This is a genomic window from Tsuneonella rigui (assembly GCF_003958625.1).
Taxonomy (GTDB): Bacteria; Pseudomonadota; Alphaproteobacteria; order Sphingomonadales; family Sphingomonadaceae; genus Tsuneonella; species Tsuneonella rigui.
In genome coordinates this window covers 39,124-58,285 of sequence record NZ_RSEL01000014.1, presented here as the reverse complement: position 1 = coordinate 58,285, position 19,162 = coordinate 39,124, and the positions used below count along the sequence as shown (strand labels likewise).

Here is a 19,162-nt window from a genome sequence, read left to right as displayed (position 1 = left end):
GCGCCCCACGCAATCTCTCGATGTCCACAGACCTTCCGCCCGAGATCGAATTGCGCATCTCAACCAGCCAAGTCCCCTACCGCGAGGCGCTGGCGGAGATGGAGGCACGCAATCGCGCGATCGCCGCGGGCGAGGCGCGCGAGCTGGTCTGGCTGCTCGAGCATCCGCCGGTCTATACCGCGGGCACCAGCGCGGCCGGCGATGAACTGCTCGACCCGCGGTTCGAGGTCGTCGAGGCGGGGCGGGGCGGGCGTTACACCTATCACGGGCCTGGCCAGCGGATCGGCTACGTCCTGCTCGATCTGGGCCGGCGGGGCCGCGACGTGCGTGCGTTTGTCCATGCGTTGGAGGGCTGGGTCATCGCGACGCTCGCCGACATCGGCCTCGAAACCTGGCGCGCGCCCGGGCGGATCGGCATCTGGACCCGCGACATCGACGGCTCGGAGGCCAAGATTGGCGCGATTGGCGTGCGCGTGCGGCGATGGGTCACGATGCACGGGTTCTCGGTCAACCTCGCGCCCGACCTGTCGCATTTCGGCGGCATCGTGCCGTGCGGGATCGCGGAGTTCGGGGTCACCAGCCTCGCCCGGCTCGGCATCGACCTTGCGCCGGAGGCCTTCGATGCGGCATTGCTCGCCCGCGCCGGCGATTTCCTCGCCGGAATCAAGCCGTGCGAGAACCGTTGATGATGTCCAATCGCCTTGCCGCCATGGCCTTGCTGGCGCTCCTCGCCGGGTGCAACGGCTCGGGCGAGAAAGGACCGGAGCGCAAGACCGCGGCGGGCGAGGTGCTCGGCGGGTCGATCAGCGATTCGATGCTGCCGCTCGACACGGTGCAATCGCAAAGCCCGCCACTGCGCGAAAGCGCGGACAACGGCGGCGAAACTTCGTCCGACACCGTCGACAAGCCGGCCGACAGCCCAGACGCGGAAGAGTCGACGGCAGACGCTTCGCCCTCGGCTGCGGCGAGCACTAGTGCTACGCCGCAAGCCGAGAACTGAGGCCTACTCCGCCGCGTCGGCGGTTTCCTCGTCCATCGTCGGATAGTCGATGTAGCCCGCCGGTCCCGGCAGGTACCAGCTCGCCGGCACGTTGACGTTGGGCGCCCACTCCGCGCCGACGCGGATGCGCTCGGCGAGGTCGGGGTTGGAGATGTAGGGGCGGCCGAACGCGATCGCATCGGCCCGACCGCTGGTCACGTCGGCCTCGGCGCTCTCCGCGGTGTAGTCGCTATTGAGCACCAGCGGACCGCTGTAGTTCGCGCGGATCACGCCGTCCTGCTGCGGCACGTCGGTCTGGCCGAAGGTGCCGTCCGGCCCCGGCTGGCGCAGCTCGACGAAGCCGAGCTGCAACTCCTCGCACACCTTGGCCGCCGCGCCGAAGGTGGTCGCGGGATCGCTGTCGTCGCACCCTTGCGTCTCGCCGTTGGGCGACAGGCGAACCGAGACGCGGTCCGCGCCCCAGACCTCGATCAGCGCGGTCAACACTTCGCGCAGGAAGCGGGTGCGGTTCTCCGCGCTGCCGCCGTATTCGTCGGAGCGCAGGTTGGTCGCATCGCGCAGGAATTGGTCGACGAGATAGCCGTTGGCTCCGTGGAGCTGGACGCCATCGAAGCCCGCGGCCTTCGCGTTCTCGGCCGCCTTGCGGTAGTCGCCGACGACGCGGGCGATCTCTTCCTTCGCGAGTTCGCGCGCGGGCTTATAGTCCTGCCGGCCGGTCGGGGTGTGGGCATGGCCGGGGGCGCAGGTCGCGCTCGCCGACACCGGTGGGTTCCCGCCGAGAAAGTCGGGGTGGACCAGCCGACCCATGTGCCACAGCTGCAGCACGATCTTGCCGCCTTCATCGTGGACCGCCTGGGTTACCGGCTTCCAGCCCTCGACCTGTTCGTCGCTCCAGATCCCGGGTGCGGCGGGCCAGCCGAGGCCCTCGACGCTGATCCCGGTCGCCTCGCTGATGATCAGCCCCGCGCCGGCGCGCTGACGGTAGTACTCGACCATCATCGCGTTGGGCACCGAGCCCGGCTGGGTCGAGCGGCCGCGAGTGAGCGGCGCCATCAGGATGCGGTTCTTCGCGCGGATCGCGCCGAGGTCGATGGGCTGGAACAAGGCTTCGTGCATGGGTGGCCTTTTCTTTGTGGTTTCGTTTCGCAACGGAGCTAGGGCGGCCCCATGGCGAGCGCAACACACCCCGACGCGGAGAAAAACTTGCACCCCCGGCTGCGCCACTTCGCGGCCCTGCTGGGTGGGAATGCCGCGCTCGCGCTGGGACCGTGGCTTGTGCGGCTGAGCGATACCGGGCCGGTCTCAGCCGGGTTCTGGCGCATGCTGCTGCCGCTCCCGCTGTTCGCGCTGCTGGCGTGGCGTGAGAAGCCGGTCGCGCCGGCCAGTCGCAGGACTGTGCTTGTCCTGCTCGCGGCGGGCGCGTTCTTCGCCGCCGATCTGGCAAGCTGGCACATCGGGATCGAGCAGACCCGGCTCGGCAACGCCACTTTGTTCGGCAATTCGGGCAGCATCCTGCTGATGCTCTGGGGCTTCATCGCCCTGCGACGCGCGCCGCATTTGCGGGAGGGCGTGGCGCTCGCGGCGGCGCTGGGCGGAGCGGCGATCCTGCTCGGGCGCAGCCTGGAGATTTCGACCGCGACACTGGTCGGCGACCTGTTCTGCCTGCTTGCGGGCGTGTTCTACGTGTTCTACCTCGTGCCGGCGCAGAACGCGCGGGCATCGATGGGGCAATTCAGCGTGCTGGCGCTGGTCTGCGCCTCGGCCGCGCCGATGTTGTTGGCCATCGCGCTGGCAATGGGGGAGCCTGTTCTGCCCGGGGCGAAGGGGTGGTTGCCGGTGGTCGCACTCGCGCTGTCGAGCCAGGTGATCGGGCAGGGGCTGCTGGTCTATGCGCTCAAGCACTTCACCCCGCTGGTGGTCGGCATGGCACTGCTGACCCAGCCCGCGCTCGCCGCGCTGGTCGGCTGGTTGGCGTTCCACGAAACGCTCGGCTTGCCCGACGTCGCCGGCATGGCGCTGGTCAGCGTCGCGCTGGTGCTCGCGAAGGGCCGCTAAGGCGCCGATCGGTTCCCCTCGATCAGTACCCGCTTGAGATAGGCGTGGAGCAACGCCGCGCGCACCGCGTCCTCGGCGTGATCCGCGCCGACCGAGTGGCCGCCTTCGAGGTATTCGTGGAAGTACACCGGGTTGCCGAGATCGATCAGCTTCGCCGCCATCTTGCGCGCGTGACCGGGGTGGACGCGGTCGTCCTCGGTCGATGAGTAGAAAAACACCGGCGGGTATTTCACGCCCGCCTTGACCGCCTGATACGGCGAGTACTTCGAGATGAATGCCCAGTCCCCAGGCAAGTCGGGATCGCCGTATTCCTCAACCCACGAGGCACCGGCGAGGAGGTGGCTATAGCGTTGCATGTCGAGCAGCGGCGAGCCGATGATGGCCGCGCCGAACAGGTCGGGCCGCTGCGTGATCGCCGCGCCCGCGAGCAAGCCGCCGTTGGAGCGGCCGGAGACCGCGATCTTGCCCTTGGTGGTGAGGCCGCGCGCGACGAGGTCTTCGGACACCGCGTAGAGGTCGTCGAAGGCGTTCTGATGCTTCTCGCGCAGCGTCGCCTCGTGCCACGCCGGGCCGTACTCGCCGCCGCCGCGGATGTTGGCGAGGACATAGACCTGCCCGTCCTCGACCCACCACTTGGCGAGCGGGCCGGCGCGGTAGGGCTCGGTGGTGAGGTAGGTCGGTAGCTGTGGGTTGCGGAAGCCGCCGTAGGCGTGGACCAGCGCGGCGGCCGGCCCGGACGCGCTCTTCTTGCGGGCGACGAAGTAGGGGATTTTCGTCCCGTCCTTCGAGGTCGCGAAGTGCTGCTCGACGTCGATCGTGCTCGCGTCGAACCGAGCCGGGAGCGACTGCAGCGCGCGCGCCTGGCCGTCGAGCGATACGGCGTATAGCGTGGGCGGCACCACGAAGCCCTGCGTGGTCACGAAGGCGGTGTCGTGCGCGTCATCGCTCGACACCAGCGCCAGCGTCGCCTTGTCGGGGAGCGCGGCGGCCTGCTGCTTCCAGCCGTCGCCGGCCTTGGTCAGCGCGACCAGCTTGCCCGAGACGTCGTCGAGGAGCGAAATCCAGATCGCGTGATCGGTGGTCGAAACGCCCTGCACCGACTGCTTACCCGTAGGCTGGAAAACCAGCCGCGGCGCCGGATTACTGCCGGCGATCACCCCCGCTATCGGCCACGAGACAACCGCGCCGGCGGGAAACGACCCCATCGGCTTGTTGAGGAACGCGATCAGGTCGCCGCCGAGCACGCCCTGGATGTCGGCGGTATCGGGCACCGGGGTGCGGGTCAGCGAGCCGTCCTTGCCCAGCAGCCAGGTGTCGCTGGCGTAGAAGCTCGTCCCCTGGCTGACGAAGGTGTAGCGCGTGTCGCCGTCGAGCACCGAGAACGCGCTGACCTGGATATCGGTCGGCGTGCCTTCCTTGACGGTCACCGCGCTCACCAGCGGGGTGCCGCGGCGCCAACGTTTGACGATCCGCGCGTAGCCCGAATTGGTCATCGACCCGGCGCCCCAGTCGGTACCGATCAGCAGCGTGTTCTCGTCCAGCCAAGTCACGTCGCTCTTCGCCTCGGGGACCACGAAGCCACCTTCGACGAAGCTGCGCGTGGTCCGGTCCCATTCGCGCACCACGTCGGCATCGCTGCCGCCCGGGCTCAAGGAGACAAGGCAGCGGCGGTATTCGGGCGCGAGGCAGTTCGCGCCGTGCCACACCCAGCTCTTGCCCTCCGCCCTGCCCAGCGCGTCGACGTCGATCAGCGTCTGCCACTGCGGTTTGCCGCCGAGGAACGAGGCGAGGCTCGCCTGCCGCCACAGCCCGCGCGGATGTGCGGCGTCGCGCCACAGGTTGGTGACCTGGTCGCCGAACACCTGGCCGGGCTCGGCGATCTGGCTTTCATCGTCGAGGATCGCGCGCGCTTCGGCACGGTCCTTTTCATATTGCGGATCGGCGGTCAGCGCCGCCTCGGTCTTCGCGTTCCATTCCTTGACCTGCGCCAGCGCGCGATCGCCGTGGATATCCTCCAGCCACAGGTAGGGATCGCCCTCGGCGCTGGCGCTCTCCGGCGCCGGCGTGGTGGCGCACGCGCTCAGGCCGGCGAGTGCGGCAATCGCGAGGAGGCGCTTCACGCGCGGTTCCCCAAATCACCCATGCCGATCGTCCCGCTCGCCATCTCCAGCATCCGGTCGAGGCTGCGCTTGGCGCGGATGCGCAGGCCTTCCTCGATCTCGATGCGCGGCTCGAGGTCGCGCAGCGCGGCGTAGAGCTTCTCGAGCGTATTGAGCGCCATGTACGGGCAGATGTTGCAGTTGCAGTTGCCGTCCGCCCCCGGTGCACCGATGAAGGTCTTCTCGGGGATCGCCAGTTCCATCTGGTGCATGATGTGCGGCTCGGTCGCGACGATCAGGGTGTCGCCGGGGAAGGTCTTGGCAAACTGCAGGATGCCGCTGGTCGAGCCGACATAGTCCGCATGATCGACGATCGTCGGCGGGCACTCGGGATGCGCGGCGACCGGCGCGCCGGGGTACTGCGCCTTCAATTTCAGGAGCTCGGTCTCGCTGAACGCCTCGTGCACGATGCACACCCCCGGCCACAGCAGCATCTCGCGCCCGAACTTGCGGCTGAGGTAGCCGCCGAGGTGCCGGTCGGGGCCGAAGATGATCTTCTGTTCGGGCGGAATCTGACTGATGATCGTCTCGGCGCTGGAGCTGGTGACGATCACGTCCGACAGCGCCTTCACCTCGGTCGAGCAGTTGATGTAGGTCAGCGCGATGTGATCGGGGTGCGCCTCGCGGAACGCCTTGAACTTCTCCGGCGGGCAGGAGTCCTCCAAGCTGCAGCCGGCGTCCATGTCGGGCAGGACGACGATCTTCTCGGGGGACAGGATCTTGGCGGTGTCGGCCATGAACTTGACCCCGCAGAACGCGATCACGTCCGCGTCGGTCTCGGCCGCCTTGCGCGACAGTTCGAGGCTGTCGCCCACGAAGTCCGCGATGTCCTGGATCGCGGGCTTCTGGTAGTAATGCGCCAGGATGACCGCGTTGCGCTCCTTGCGCAGGCGGTCGATCTCCGCGAGCAGGTCGTTGCCGGTGGGGAGGCTGCGGGACAGGTCGGTCATCGGGATCCTTGTCGCTTGGACGCGAAGTATTCGCGCCGCGAGAGCGAGATAGGACCCTCCGCCCGGCGCGGCAATGGCGAGGGTAGGGCCGGGGGACTATGCGCTACTTGTCCCTGGGAATGGGGTGCGAAACTCTGTGACCTTTCGCCCGGCGGTTCCTCGTCGATGCCGAACCGGTCGAGCGCCGCGAGGTGGCCGAGAAGCGCAGTATTGTCGGCTTTATGCGCGATCGCGGTGCATTTCCCGCCGTAGATGCGCGGCTGGAGGAGACCTTCGAGCGCCCGCCGGCGCCGCTCCTCGAATGTGACCTTAGGTTTCGGCCCGTCGCGGCCCAGTGCCTTTTCCCAAGCGGCGGCAAAATGTTCTCCGCCTGCTTTCGCGCGGAGGCGGTAGGCGGTCTCGCGCGCCATGCCGACCTTGCGCGCCGCCTTGGTGACCGATCGGGTGATCGCCAGCTCGGCGAGGAAGCGCGCCTGCCGCTCCGGCGTCCACCCGTCGCTTCGGGCACGCTGGAGGACGGGCAGGAAGGCGGGCACGCGCGGATGGTGCGCCCTGCGGCGGCGGGCTTTCGGATAGGTCTTCATCACCCAGGGTGATGCAGATTTCGCCCCGTGTAGGAAAGCGGCGCGTCGCCGCCGGTCACTCAGCCGGGATTGCGCGGCCGGCGCGTTCCGTCCGCCGGCGGGGCCGCGAACGCCATGCCGTCGATCGATGCCCCCGGCGTACCAGCGGTGACCGAGCGGTAGAGGCTGTCGCCCAGCTTGGTCGGCGCGATCAGTCCGGGCAGCGCGACGAGGACCGCCAGGCCGGCGAGGCACAGCCACCACGCGGGATGGACGCGGCCGTTCCGGCGCAGATCGCGCACGATGCCGATCAACGGAAAGATCACCGCCGCTCCCGCCGCGGCCTGGAAAGCGTAGGGGATCAGCAGCGGCATCGGCAGCAGGCGGCCGAAGCCCGGGCCCATGATCATCGTCATCCCGCTGATGTGCAGCCGCGCGTGCCAATCGGTCCGGTGGCGCAGCTTCACCGCGGCCAGCGTGAAGCCGACGAACAGCAGGATCGACAGCGGGTTGGCGATCAGGAAGTGTTGCGGCTGGAAGAAGAACGGCGAGGTGCCGTTGCGCACCACCGCGGTGATCACCATCAGCCCGGCGGTCACCATCAGCGCCATCCACGCGACGGCGACCCAGCCGAGCTTGCGGTGCAGCGCCATCGGCCCGCGCGTGGCGAGCCAGCTCTGGGTCACGAAGATCGCGGTCCAGCCCATGAAGGCGATCGCGTGGAAATGAACCCGCAGCGGTGAGGCGAAGGTCGAGCGGCCGGCGAGGAACTGGGTCGAGAACCCGGCAACGATCACCAGCGCCATGAAGATGGCGAGATTGCTGAAGAACCGCTCCTCGCGAGCGGGTTCTTCGTACGGCGCAGTTGCGGCCAATGTTGCCATGCCGATTTCCCCTCCGAAAACCAGCGACCCCGAATATTGTTATGGCTGCGAATTACTCCCGGCGCGGGAGGGGGTCAATCGCGGGCGCCGCTCAGTTCCCCGTCTTCTCGCCCTCGAAGCGCACCGTCACCTTGGCGTTTTCGTAGCCCGCGACCTGCAGCGGGATGGCGAGGTTCTGGCGCACCGCCTCCTTGGCGGCGTTGCGGGCAAGCGCGAGGACTTGCGGATTCTTGGCGAACACCGCCGCCCTGCGCTCCGCCTGCAGCGAGTTGTTCTTCGACAGGCTGCGCTGGGCGCCCGCGGTGACCCAGTTGCCTTCGGTGAACACGCGCGCCTGCGCTTCGTCGAGATTAGGGCGCGAGATGCGCAGCGGCGGCAGGACGACGTTCAGCGTCTCGCTCGCCGCGTCCCACTGGAACGCGTCGCGGTCCATGTTGGCGAGATCGAGCCGATAGGTGACGGTCGCGGGAATGATCGAGGCTTGCCGGCTCTTGAGCAGGTCGATCCCGAGCACGCCTTGCGCGTTCTGGCTTTCGGCGACGATCTCGAACCGGCTGGAGAAGACGTTCAAAGAGTTTTGCTTCTCGAACGCGAGCATCGCACTGCCGACCGGATCGCCTTCCTCATTGTAGAAAAATGCCCGCCAGCCGAGCCAGGCGACCGCGGCGATGAGGACGATGACGATGAGCCACGGCACCGCCTGGATGCGAGCGAGGGGGCGTTCGTCCACAACAGGCGTGCGAACGTCGCGGTCGGTTATTGTGCGGTCCATATCTCACCCGAACGGGCGATCATGCCGCGCCGTTCCAGATCGATCAGGTGGGCGGTCACGCTCATCTCGGCGGCGCCGATCAGCCGCGGGTCGAGGCCCTTGTACATCAGCGGCACGAAATCCGCGGCGCGCATCGTGCCATTCTCGGCGAGAATGCGGACGATCTGGTTCTCGCGCTGGCGGCGGTGTCCGATCATCCCGCGCACCAGTTGGCGCGGCTTGTCGATCTGCGGACCATGCGCGGGGTAGTAGACCGTGTCCTCGCGCGCATAGAGCTTGTCGAGGCTGGCCATGTAGGCGGTCATGTCGCCGTCGGGCGGGACCACCACGCTCGTCGACCAGCCCATCACATGGTCGCCGGTGAACAGCGCGCCGCTTTCCTCGAGCGCGAAGCACAAGTGGTTGGAGGTGTGGCCGGGGGTGTGGACTGCACGCAGGGTCCAGCCGTCGCCGGTCATCGCCTCGCCGTCCTCCATGACGCGGTCGGGTGCGTAGTCGCGGTCGAACGCGGCGTCGGCGCGGGGGCCGCTGTCGTCGAGCACGAGCGGCGCGCAGCCGACGATCGGAGCCCCGGTCTTCTCCGCCAGCGGGCGCGAGGCGGGGGAGTGGTCGCGGTGGGTGTGGGTGCACATGATCGCCGCGACCTTGGCGTCGCCGATCGCGCCGAGCAGGGCCTCGAGGTGCGCGGGTTCCGCCGGACCGGGGTCGATCACCGCGACGTTACTGCCCGCGCCGACGACGTAGGTCTCGGTCCCGGTGTAGGTGTAAGGCGAGGGATTGGGCGCCAGAACGCGGCGCACAAGAGGTTCAACCTGCTCGGCCAAGCCGGTCGGCCAGGGTTTGGGCGGGGGGCCTGCCATGCGCTTGCATATGGGGCCCGCGATGCCGCATGTCACCCGCCATGTCCGACCACATCCTGGTTCTCGATTCCGGCACCACTTCGACCCGCGCGATTGCGTTCGATCTGACGGGCCGGGTGGCGGCGGTGGCGCAGCGGGCGCTGACCCAGCACTACCCGCGGCCCGGCTGGGTCGAGCACGACGCGCAGGAGATATGGCGCTTCACCCTTGCCTGCGCCGAAGAAGTCACGGCGGGGATCGGGCTAGAGCGGATCGCGGCGATCGGTATCACCAACCAGCGCGAGACGGTGGTCGCATGGGACCGGCAGTCGGGCGAGCCGCTGGCGCGGGCAATCGTGTGGCAGGACCGGCGGACTGCGGATTTCTGCGCTGGGCTAAAGGAGCAGGGGCACGAAGCGGAGGTGCAGCGCCGGACCGGGCTGCTGCTCGATCCGTATTTCTCCGCCACCAAGATGCGCTGGCTGCTCGACAACGAGGGCCAGGTGCGGAGCGCCGCTGAGGCCGGGCGGCTGGCGCTGGGCACGGTCGAGAGCTGGCTGGTGTGGAAACTATCGGGCGGAGCGCATGTCAGCGATGCGTCCAATGCCAGCCGCACTTTGCTGCTGTTGCTCGACGGCGCGCAGTGCGACGCGGGGTTGTGCGACCTGTTCGGCGTGCCCCGCTCCGCGCTGCCCGTGGTGGTCGATACCCACGGTCCGATCGCGGAGACCACGCTGCTCGGGCGGACGATCCCGATCACCGGGCTGGCCGGCGACCAGCAGGCGGCGACCATCGGGCAGGGCTGCTTCGCGCTGGGCGAGACCAAGTCGACCTACGGCACGGGCGCGTTCGTGCTGACCAACATGGGCGGCGCCATCCCCCATTCGGCTAACCGGCTGCTCGGCACGGTGCTGATGCAGAAGGATGGCAAGCGGACCTACGCGCTCGAGGGCTCGGTGTTCGTCGCCGGCAGCCTGGTGCAGTGGCTGCGGGACTCGCTCGGGCTGATCACCAGCGCGGCGGAGACCGAGGCGCTGGCGCGCTCGGTGGCGGACAGCGGCGGGGTGACGATCGTGCCGGCGCTGTCAGGGCTCGGCGCGCCGCACTGGAACGCCGAGGCGCGCGGGGTGATCGCGGGCCTCAGCTTTTCGAGCGGCAAGGCACAGATTGCGCGCGCTGCGCTCGAGGCGATGGCGCATCAGACGCACGACCTCGCCGAAGCCTTCGCGGCCGATGGGGCACCGTGGCAGCGCCTCCGCATCGACGGCGGCATGAGCGCGAACGACTGGATGGCGCAGGATCTCGCCGACATGCTGGGCCTGCCGGTCGAGCGGCCCGACATGGTCGAGACCACCGCGCTCGGTGCGGGCGTGCTCGCGGCGGTTGGCGCGGGCCTGTTCGGCAGTCTGGAAGACGCGGTCGGCGCGATGCGCGGCGCAGTGCGCACGTTCACCCCGGCGATGGATCAGGCGACGCGGGCCGAACGGCTATCCCGCTGGATCCGCGCGCTGGCGGCGGTCTAGAGCGAGCCGAGCGAGCGCCCCAACCGCTCGCGCAGGCCGAGCACCGCCGGCTGGACCACGAACCGCTCACGCCAGGCCGCATCGAGCCGCGCGACCCGTCCGTGGAACGCCTCGGTCTCGGCGATCAGCGCGCAAGTCTCGGGCTCGAGCCTGGCGAGTTGCTCGGGATCGGCCGCGCGGTCGGGCGGGAGCACACCGTGGCGGCGGAGCTGGAACTCCGACAGCTCGCCCGCGAAGTAGGCGCGGTGATTGAGCAGCCACGCGAGCACGTGCATCATCCGCGTGGTCGTGCGCAGCCCTTCGACCGATAGCGCGATGCGCACCATGTCCTCACCTTCGCTGCGCGTGGGCGCGAGGTCGAATGCGGCGCGCACCTCGTCGGCCAGCACCAGCGCCTCGCAGTAGAGCGCCTCGATAATCGGTTTGCTGATATCGGTCGGAATAGACATCGAACTAGCAGCTATCGCCCGCGACTCGGCGCCGCCACAAGGGTAACCCAACAATCCCGCACTGTTTTCGCATCGTGCCGGGATGGGACGATTTTTACCCCAGATTCACGCTATAATATCGGGCAGCAGTTGATCCTCCACGATCGCGATCTGGTCCTTGAGCCGCAGCTTGCGCTTCTTCAGGCGAGCGATCTGCAGCTGGTCGGTCGAGCCCGATCCGCTCAGCGCATCGATTGCCGCGTCGAGGTCGCGATGCTCGGTCCTGAGCGAGGCCAGCAGCTTCTTCAGCTCCTGTTCGGTCACCGTTCCCAAGTCCCCCGCCAAACGGCCGCTCATCGGCTCGTCGCGCGCCACCGCGCGGCTCGTCGAATAGGCAATCGTAGGGGCTTCGCAAGCCGTGATTCGTATGTTTCTATGCACTCAGCGCGGCGGTGCCTGCGCGGGCCGAGTCCCTGCTGGCACTGGTCGCCTTTCCCGGGCCGCAAGCACTTGCTGCACAGGCCCGCAAAAAGGAGAACACGCATGCTGTCATCGTCCCACTCCGAAGCTCTTCAGACCAAGCACGCAGGCATCGACGCCCGCCTGCGGGAAGAACTTGGCCGGCCGGCGCCGGACGCAGGGATGATCCAGCAATTGAAGCGCGCCAAGCTGCGCATCAAGGAAGAGCTCAACCAGATCTGACTGCTTCCCCCGTCCAATGGGGGTGTGACCGTCCGGGTGACGGGAGGGAATGACGCGCGGCGGATGCGATGCGAGTGGCATCCGCGCGCGTCATTTTTCGTTTTTGATCTTTGCGTTTCGCTCGCGCCTCCGCGCGAGCGTCCTCGGCGCGTTCCTTCCGCTTCGCTACAGGGCGCCTGCGGGCGGCCGATCGGCCTTGCGGTCTGCTGTGCAGGTGGCCTTCGGCCGACTGCGCCTTCGGCTCCGACTCCGCCGACCGTGCTCTTGCGGCGCGAGCCTGATGTACGGGTCACGCGTATCGTTCACCCACCCACAACGTCGCCCCGGGCTTGACCCGGGGTGGTGCTTTTCTTCTCCGGTGCTCGAGAAGAAAGCACTGGCCCGGATCAAGTCCGGGCCGACGACAGGTGAGGGGCGTTAGGGCAGGGACGCAAGTGAGAATGCGAGCCGCATCGACATTTCCCTTGCCCGCCATCATCGGCTAGTCCCCCACACCGATGTCCGCCGTTGCCGCCGCTCGCCAGATCCTCAACCAGTTGCACGAGGTCATGGCCTCGCGCCTGCACCCGCAGGGCAAGCTCGACCGCGTGGTCGAAATCATCGGCGAGACGCTCGATAGCGAGGTCTGCTCGATCTACCTGCTGCGCGAAGGCATGCTCGAGCTGTTTGCCACCCGCGGCCTCGAACAGAGCGCGGTTCACGTCACCCGGCTGGCGATCGGCGAGGGCCTCAACGGCATCATCGCCGAGCATATCGAGACCCTGAACCTCGCCGAAGCCGCCGCGCACCCCGACTTCGCCTACCGCCCTGAAACCGGCGAGGAGAAGTTCCACTCGTTCGCCGGCGTCCCCATCGTCCACCGCGAGCGGGCCGTGGGTACCCTGTGCGTCCAGCACGCAGATCCGCGCCGCTACGAGGATATCGAGATCGAGGCGCTGCAGACCGTCGCGATGGTGCTGTCCGAACTGATCGCCAATGCCGACCTGGTCGACGAAGAAACCTCGAACCTGGGCGAGGCGGCCACCGGACCGCAGATGATCCAGGGGCTGACGCTGGTCAAAGGCATCGCCGGGGGCAGCGCGGTGTTCCACCAGCCGCGGGTGCACATCGACCACGTCGTTGCCGACGACATCGAGGCCGAGCGCCAGCGGGTCTATCGCGCGTTCGACAAGATGCGCGACCAGATCGACGCGATGGCGAACCAGGCCGAGTTCGGGAAGGGCGGCGAGCACGACGATATCCTGCAGACCTACAAGATGTTCGCCTACGACGAAGGCTGGGGCCGGCGGATCAACGAGGCGATCGATTCCGGCCTGACTGCCGAAGCGGCGATTGAGCGGGTTCAGCAGCGCACTCGCATGCGCATGCGCGAGATCGACGATCCGCTGCTGGCGGACCGGATGCACGATCTGGAGGACCTGTCGAACCGCCTCCTGCGGATCGTCTCGGGCCAGCTCGGCACCGCGGCGACTCAAGGGCTGAAGCGCGATACGATCCTGATCGCCAAGAACCTCGGGCCTGCCGAACTGCTCGAATACGACCGCCGGCGGCTGAAGGGCGTGATCCTCGAGGAAGGCTCGCTCACCGCGCACGTGGTGATCGTCGCGCGGGCGATGGGCGTGCCGGTGCTCGGCCGTGCACGGGGCCTGCGCGGGATCGTGCGCGAGGGCGACGAGATCCTGCTCGATGCCGACAAGGCCATCGCGCATATCCGCCCGGTCCAGCAGACGATCGACCTGTTCGCCGAACGCTTCGCCGCGTCGCGCCAGCGCCAGGCGGCCTATGCCGAAATGCGCGACATCGAGCCGTTCACCCGCGACGGCACGCGCATTCAGGTGATGATGAACGCGGGCTTGCGCGATGATCTCGCTTCGCTGCCGCTGGTCGGCGCTGACGGCATCGGGCTGTTCCGCACCGAATTCCAGTTCCTCGTCTCGGCCACGCTGCCCGCGCGCGAGCGGCAGACGCGGCTCTACCGCGACGTGCTCGACGCGGCGGGCGACAAGCCGGTGATTTTCCGTACGGTGGACATCGGCGGCGACAAGGCGGTGCCCTACCTCGATTCCGAGGAAAGCGAGAACGACGAGAACCCGGCGATGGGCTGGCGCGCGCTGCGGCTGGCGCTGGAGCGCGAGGGGCTGCTCAAGGCACAGGCGCGCGCGCTGCTGGAGGCAGGGGCGGGCAAGTCATTGAACGTGATGTTCCCGATGGTGTCCGAGCCGTGGGAATTCGACGCGGCCAAGGCGGTGTTCGACAAGCAGCTCGCGTACCTCAAGAGCCAGAAGAAGATCCTGCCCGAGGCGATCCGTTATGGCGCGATGCTGGAGGTGCCGGCGCTGGCCGAGACGCTCGATATCCTGCTGCCGAAATTAAGCTTCCTGTCGGTCGGCACCAACGACCTGACCCAGTTCCTGTTCGCCGCCGACCGCGCCAATCCCAAGCTCGCCGAGCGGTACGACTGGCTGAGCCCGGCGATCCTGCGTTTCCTCGCGCGCGTGACCCAGGCGACCGCGGGATCGGGGATCGACCTCGGCATCTGCGGCGAGATGGGCGGGCGGCGGCTCGAGGCGCTCGCGCTGCTCGGATTGGGCTTCCGCCGGTTCTCGATCACGCCGGTGTCAGTCGGGCCAATCAAGGAACTGGTGCGCAAGGTCGACCTCAATGAAATCGGGACGACAATGAAGCGACTGCTGTCTTCGCCGACCGCCAGCATCCGCGAGGAGCTGCAGGCCTGGGCCGAGGCGAACGGCATCGATACCGACTGAACTCGCCGTGCGTAAGGCGCGGTTCGTCGCTGGGCTTGTGATGTTCAGGTGTCGGCAAGCTTGACAGCGGCCAAGCCCGGCGGCTCAAACCGCGCGGGGGCGCGGGTCGTAACTTCGGGACGCCAGATGGACGAAGACACAGGTCCGCACGACGGACAACTGCCGCTGCACGGCGTGGGCGATCGCCTGCGCATGGCGCGCGAGCAGGCGGGGATGACGCTGCCGCAGCTTTCGGCGGAGACGCGGATACCCGCGCGGCACCTCGAAATGATCGAACGCGGCGATTTCGCGAGCCTCCCGGCCAAGACCTACGCGACCGGCTTTGCCCGGACTTACGCCAAGGCGGTTGGCCTCGACGATCGGGCGGTGGTGGAAGAGGTCCGCGCGGAGCTCGCAGCCAACCAGGGCGGCGACCGCAACCGCGCGGCGACCTTCGAGCCGGGCGATCCGGCGCGGGTTCCTTCGCGCGGCCTCGCGCTGTTCAGCCTGTTCGCGCTGATCCTGCTGGTCGCCGGCGCGGTGATGTTCTACAGCCGGATCATCTCGCCCGGTTCGGGCCCCGGCTCGCTGCTCGACGAGCAGCGCATCGCGGCGGCCAACGCGAAGGCCAAGGCGCAGCCGCGCGCTGCCACGCCCGCCGCTGCCGCGACCGGCCCGGTGGTGTTCACCGCGCTGGAGGACGGCGTGTGGGTCAAGTTCTACGACGGGGCCGGCGCGCAGCTGATGCAGAAGCAGATGGCCAAGGGCGAGACTTACACGGTGCCGGCCGAGGCGCAGGGACCGCAGGTGTGGACCGGGCGGCCCGATGCGCTGGCGATCACCGTCGGCGGCAAGCCGGTGCCTAGGCTCGCCGAGAGCGAGGGGATTATGAAGGACGTGCCGGTCACCGCGCAGGCGTTGCTGGCGCGCGGAACCGGGCAAACCGCGGTCCCGGCGGCTGGACCGAGCGGTACGTAAAGGTTAACCACCGCGTTCATCGGCGGTTCGTCCACAGAAGGCGAAACCGGTAGCGTGGAATATTGGACGGGACGGACTTTCATGGGGATCAATCTCACTCGCGGCCTCGCGGCGCCGCTCGCGGTTCTGGCGATGGCGGGGGCCGCGCTGCCGGCCAGCGCGCAGGACGGCTCGACCGAGGCGCGGCTGAAGAAGGCCGAGACCGAGATCCGCGCGCTGCAGCGCAAGGTGTTCCCCGGCGGCGACGGCAAGTACTTCGAGCCCGAGATCACCGCCGCGCAGCCGACCGGCACCACCGCCGCGCGCCCCTCGACCACCGCGGTCACCGACATGCTCGCGCGGCTCGATGCGCTCGAAAGCCAGATCGCGCGCCTGACCTCGCAGACCGAGGAGAACACCAACGCGATCGCGCAGCTCGGCACGCGCCTGGGCGCGCTCGAGGTGACCAGCACTGCCGCGGCGGCGGCGACCGTTCCGGCTGTCACGCCCACGCCCACGTCCACTCCGGCGGTCACCGCCACGCGCACTCCGCCGCCTCCGCCGCCCGCCGCCAAGCCGACCGCCCAGCGGCTCGCCGCGGTGCAGGCGATCGCCAAGCCGCAGACCGACGATCCGGGCAAGGACGAGTACGACTATGGCTTCCGCCTGTGGGAGGCCAAGTTCTACCCCGAGGCGCAGCAGCAGCTCAGCCTTTACGTCGAGAAGTATCCCAAGCACGCGCAAATCAGCTACGGCCGTAACCTCTTGGGGCGAGCCTATCTCGACGGCGGCAAGCCCAACGAGGCGGCGCCGTGGTTCCTCAAGAACTACCAGAGCGACAAGCAGGGCGCCCGCGCGCCCGACAGCCTGCTGTACCTCGCGGAATCGATGATCGCGGTGAAAGACACCAAGCGCGCCTGCATCGCGCTCGCGGAGTTCGGCGAGACCTATCCGGCGGTCGCGAGCGGCCGGCTCAAGAGCCAGTACGATGCCGACCGCGGCAAGGTGAAGTGCAATTGAGAACGCGCTCGTAGAGCGTTTTCGCGCCGATCTGCGGCGCGTCTGGCCCGAGATTGGCGAGGGCGGCAAGTTCGGCGTCGCGGTCTCGGGTGGGCCGGATAGCGTCGCACTCCTGCTGCTCGCCCATGCCGCGCTGCCGGGGCGCGTGATCGCGGCGACCGTCGATCACGGATTGCGGCCCGAAGCCGTAGGTGAGGCGCGCATGGTCGCGCGGCTGTGTGCCGACCTCAAGGTGCCGCACGAGACGGTCGAAGTGACGGTCGAGCCCGGCAACCTGCAGGATCGCGCGCGGGAGGCGCGCTACGAGGCGCTGTGCGGCGCGTTCGGGCGGCGCGGCGCGGAAGTGTTCGCCACCGCGCATCATGCCGAGGACCAGGCCGAGACCGTGCTGATGCGGCTCAACCGCGGCAGCGGATTGAGCGGCCTCGCCGGCATCCGCGCCCGCAGGATCGTGTTCGGAGAGAACCCGCTCGGCGAGTATCTCGTGGTCCGGCCGTTGCTCCACTGGCGCCGAACGGAACTCGCGCAGATCGTCGCCGACGCCGGGATCGACCCGGTGCGCGATCCCTCGAACGACGACACCCGCTTCGACCGGGTGCAGATGCGGCAGGCGCTGGCGGAGACCCCGTGGCTCGATCCGCAAGCGATCGCCCGCAGCGCCGCGTACTTGCAGGACGCCGAGGAGGCGGTCGACGACGCGGTGCTGGACGCTTCCCACCGTTACGTATTCTGGGAGGGCGAAGTCGCGTTCGTCCACTGGGGCCATGCGCGGCTGATCCAGACCGAACTCGTCGGCCGGGTGCTGAGCGACCTCGGCGCCGAGGTTCCGCGCTCGGCCGTGGCGCAGATGGTCGAGCAGTTGAAAACCGATGGCCACGCGACGCTGGGCGGGGTCATGGCCAAGCGCGCCTGGCACCAGAAGGATCCGCTTACGCAGGTGGACGCCTGGCGGTTCGAACGCGAGCCGCCCCGCAAAACCTAGACGATCTTCTGCCCCAGCTTCATCATCTCGCCGCGGGTGATGACGACCTTGTCGCCCGGCTTGGCGATGGCGAAGATCTTCTCGATGAACCCGTCCGGCCCGGAGATGCAGCCGTGGCTGGCGTAGCCATTCTCGACCACGTGACCGCCGTGGATCGCCACCCCGTCGCTGGTCAGGAACATCGACCACGGCATCGGCGCGTTGCCGTACTTCTCCGACTTGTTGTGGCGCTGCTTGGCGAGGATCGGAAAAGTGCCGAGCGGGGTCGGATACTCGTCCGTCCCCAGCAGCACCGCCGCCGCGCCGATCTCGTAGCCGCCCTTGAATACTGACAGCACACGGGCGTCGAGATCGACCGTGATCACCAGCGGGCCGTCCGGCACGCCGGCGTCATCCCAATGCCACTCGCCGTACTTGATCGGGCCGTCGATCGGCAGGATACGCTTGACGGTGAAGGCCTGCTCGGCCGGCGCGATGCCCGGTGCCGCGGCAGGCTTGCGCGCCTGAACGAGCGCCGCGGGCTCGGCCGGGATTGCCTGTTCGAGGCTCGGCGCCGGCTGCTCCTTGGGAGAAAACTGCCCGGTGGCGAAGGCGGCTCCGGTGAAGCCCAGCAACACCGCGGCCGTCGCGCCGCCAACCCACTTGATGATCGCGTCCATGGCCAAGCTATGCGCCAGCCGGCGGACGCGTTCCACCCCACCCGGCCGCGCGTCCCCCGGCGGGACGGCGGCGCGGCAAAGGTTAAGCGTTGCGGCGGGTGACGGTCACCGTCTTGTCGCCGAAATTCGACGCGCCGAAGCTGGTGAGGAAGCTGACGTCGGCGGCGTCGCGCCCGACGCCGATCTTCACCGTCTCCGCCGGGTCAGCCATGCGGGTCGCGTCGACGATGTACCACGCGCCGCCGCCGGGCGTGCTGTCGTCGGCGAGGAAGACCTCCGCCAGCGCGTGAAAATCGGGCGGATTCACGCCCGGCGCGAAGCACGAAACGTAGCGCGCCGGGATGGTCGAGGCGCGCGCGAGCGTGATCAGCACATGCGCGTAATCGCGGCAGATTCCCCGCCGTTCGACGAAGCTGTCGAGCGCGGTGGTGCTGGTGGTGCTGACCTGTTCGTAGGTGAAGTGCTGCGCGATCCAGTCGTGGATCGCCTGCACCCGCGCGCCGCCGCTGGTGCCGCCGAACTCGTCCTCGACGAACGGCTGGAAGCGGTCGGCGGGGCAGTACCGGGAATCGAGCAGGTAATCGAGCGTCTCGCCGGGCAGGTCGTGCGGGCTGAGTTGGGCGAGGCCGGAGATGTCGGGCGCCAGCCGCTCGACCTCCACCAGAGCCTCGTACCCGACCTCGATCTTGCCGGTCGCCTCGAACAGCACGCGCTCGCCGATCCCGTCGTGCGCCGCCACACGGGCGATGTCCGCGCAGTTGATGCGGGTGTCGGTCGACAGCACGCGCTGCTCGGGGATCGCCGCGGCTTCGAACTGGAGGATGATGTCGGTCGGCTGGTCGCAGGTGAAGTCGAACCGGGAGGAAATGGCGATCGGCATAGCGGAAGCTCTAACGCGCACAGATTGGCATGGGTTTCGCCCTGT

The 19,162-nt window shown here is 68.5% G+C and carries 20 protein-coding genes; 9 read left to right on the top strand and 11 right to left on the bottom strand.

The annotated features are described in order from the left end of the window. Positions 1-20: 20 nt before the first annotated feature. Complete coding sequence (gene lipB / locus ELY12_RS06505) at positions 21-686, top strand: lipoyl(octanoyl) transferase LipB (RefSeq protein WP_126175889.1); 666 nt, start codon at positions 21-23, stop codon at positions 684-686. Beyond that, on the top strand, positions 686-1,000 hold the full coding sequence (locus ELY12_RS06500; RefSeq protein ID WP_126175888.1) for a hypothetical protein: 315 nt from the start codon (positions 686-688) through the stop codon (positions 998-1,000). Before lipB ends, ELY12_RS06500 begins: the two co-directional genes overlap by 1 nt. 3 nt (positions 1,001-1,003) lie before the next feature. Here the strand turns inward: ELY12_RS06500 and ELY12_RS06495 are convergent, their stop codons facing one another. Next, entirely contained in the window at positions 1,004-2,116 is a 1,113-nt protein-coding gene (locus ELY12_RS06495) for an alkene reductase (RefSeq protein ID WP_126175887.1), read from the bottom strand. 51 nt (positions 2,117-2,167) lie between these two features. Between ELY12_RS06495 and ELY12_RS06490 the strand changes: the two genes are divergently transcribed. Continuing rightward, complete coding sequence (locus tag ELY12_RS06490; protein ID WP_126175886.1) at positions 2,168-3,055, top strand: DMT family transporter; 888 nt, start codon at positions 2,168-2,170, stop codon at positions 3,053-3,055. Here the strand turns inward: ELY12_RS06490 and ELY12_RS06485 are convergent. From ELY12_RS06485 to ELY12_RS06460, 6 genes are all read right to left on the bottom strand, one after another. Further along, positions 3,052-5,175: a prolyl oligopeptidase family serine peptidase gene (locus tag ELY12_RS06485; protein WP_126175885.1), complete on the bottom strand. Its 2,124-nt coding sequence runs from the start codon at positions 5,173-5,175 to the stop codon at positions 3,052-3,054. The two genes, ELY12_RS06490 and ELY12_RS06485, sit on opposite strands and share 4 nt — an antisense overlap. After that, positions 5,172-6,164: a quinolinate synthase NadA gene (gene nadA, locus ELY12_RS06480; RefSeq protein ID WP_126175884.1), complete on the bottom strand. Its 993-nt coding sequence runs from the start codon at positions 6,162-6,164 to the stop codon at positions 5,172-5,174. The genes ELY12_RS06485 and nadA overlap by 4 nt, the downstream gene beginning before the upstream one ends. Next, the gene (locus tag ELY12_RS06475; protein WP_126175883.1) at positions 6,161-6,748 is read right to left on the bottom strand and encodes a hypothetical protein; all 588 of its coding nucleotides are present in this window, start codon (positions 6,746-6,748) and stop codon (positions 6,161-6,163) included. The genes nadA and ELY12_RS06475 overlap by 4 nt, the downstream gene beginning before the upstream one ends. A gap of 59 nt (positions 6,749-6,807) precedes the next feature. Beyond that, positions 6,808-7,611, bottom strand: a complete 804-nt coding sequence (locus ELY12_RS06470; protein ID WP_126175882.1) for a hypothetical protein — start codon at positions 7,609-7,611, stop codon at positions 6,808-6,810. Between the two features lie 91 nt (positions 7,612-7,702). Then, the gene (locus ELY12_RS06465) at positions 7,703-8,383 is read right to left on the bottom strand and encodes a DUF4230 domain-containing protein (protein ID WP_126175881.1); all 681 of its coding nucleotides are present in this window, start codon (positions 8,381-8,383) and stop codon (positions 7,703-7,705) included. Continuing rightward, on the bottom strand, positions 8,368-9,243 hold the full coding sequence (locus tag ELY12_RS06460; protein WP_126175880.1) for an MBL fold metallo-hydrolase: 876 nt from the start codon (positions 9,241-9,243) through the stop codon (positions 8,368-8,370). The genes ELY12_RS06465 and ELY12_RS06460 overlap by 16 nt, the downstream gene beginning before the upstream one ends. A gap of 41 nt (positions 9,244-9,284) precedes the next feature. On the opposite strand from ELY12_RS06460, the gene ELY12_RS06455 reads away from it, so the two are divergent. Next, the gene (locus ELY12_RS06455) at positions 9,285-10,745 is read left to right on the top strand and encodes a glycerol kinase (protein WP_126175879.1); all 1,461 of its coding nucleotides are present in this window, start codon (positions 9,285-9,287) and stop codon (positions 10,743-10,745) included. Here ELY12_RS06455 and ELY12_RS06450 read toward each other — a convergent pair. Together ELY12_RS06450 and ELY12_RS06445 are read right to left on the bottom strand one after the other, a co-directional pair. After that, positions 10,742-11,194 (bottom strand): DUF1465 family protein, encoded by a 453-nt coding sequence (locus tag ELY12_RS06450; protein ID WP_126175878.1) that lies wholly within the window; start codon positions 11,192-11,194, stop codon positions 10,742-10,744. The two genes, ELY12_RS06455 and ELY12_RS06450, sit on opposite strands and share 4 nt — an antisense overlap. A gap of 105 nt (positions 11,195-11,299) precedes the next feature. Further along, on the bottom strand, positions 11,300-11,497 hold the full coding sequence (locus ELY12_RS06445) for a YdcH family protein (RefSeq protein WP_126175966.1): 198 nt from the start codon (positions 11,495-11,497) through the stop codon (positions 11,300-11,302). A 219-nt stretch (positions 11,498-11,716) separates the two neighbouring features. Between ELY12_RS06445 and ELY12_RS06440 the strand changes: the two genes are divergently transcribed. From ELY12_RS06440 to tilS, 5 genes are all read left to right on the top strand, one after another. Next, entirely contained in the window at positions 11,717-11,875 is a 159-nt protein-coding gene (locus tag ELY12_RS06440; protein ID WP_338142053.1) for a YdcH family protein, read from the top strand. Between the two features lie 497 nt (positions 11,876-12,372). Next, a complete protein-coding gene (gene ptsP / locus ELY12_RS06435) occupies positions 12,373-14,640 on the top strand; it encodes a phosphoenolpyruvate--protein phosphotransferase (RefSeq protein WP_126175877.1) in 2,268 nt (755 codons plus the stop codon). Between the two features lie 126 nt (positions 14,641-14,766). Continuing rightward, the gene (locus tag ELY12_RS06430) at positions 14,767-15,597 is read left to right on the top strand and encodes a helix-turn-helix domain-containing protein (RefSeq protein WP_126175876.1); all 831 of its coding nucleotides are present in this window, start codon (positions 14,767-14,769) and stop codon (positions 15,595-15,597) included. Positions 15,598-15,678: 81 nt separating this feature from the next. Next, a complete protein-coding gene (locus tag ELY12_RS06425) occupies positions 15,679-16,596 on the top strand; it encodes a hypothetical protein (protein ID WP_241229753.1) in 918 nt (305 codons plus the stop codon). Continuing rightward, positions 16,592-17,578 (top strand): tRNA lysidine(34) synthetase TilS, encoded by a 987-nt coding sequence (gene tilS, locus ELY12_RS06420; RefSeq protein ID WP_241229761.1) that lies wholly within the window; start codon positions 16,592-16,594, stop codon positions 17,576-17,578. Before ELY12_RS06425 ends, tilS begins: the two co-directional genes overlap by 5 nt. Here tilS and ELY12_RS06415 read toward each other — a convergent pair. Continuing rightward, a complete protein-coding gene (locus ELY12_RS06415) occupies positions 17,575-18,237 on the bottom strand; it encodes a L,D-transpeptidase family protein (protein ID WP_126175874.1) in 663 nt (220 codons plus the stop codon). The genes tilS and ELY12_RS06415 overlap by 4 nt on opposite strands. Before the next feature lie 82 nt (positions 18,238-18,319). Further along, positions 18,320-19,117: a transglutaminase-like domain-containing protein gene (locus tag ELY12_RS06410; RefSeq protein ID WP_126175873.1), complete on the bottom strand. Its 798-nt coding sequence runs from the start codon at positions 19,115-19,117 to the stop codon at positions 18,320-18,322. Positions 19,118-19,162: the final 45 nt, after the last annotated feature.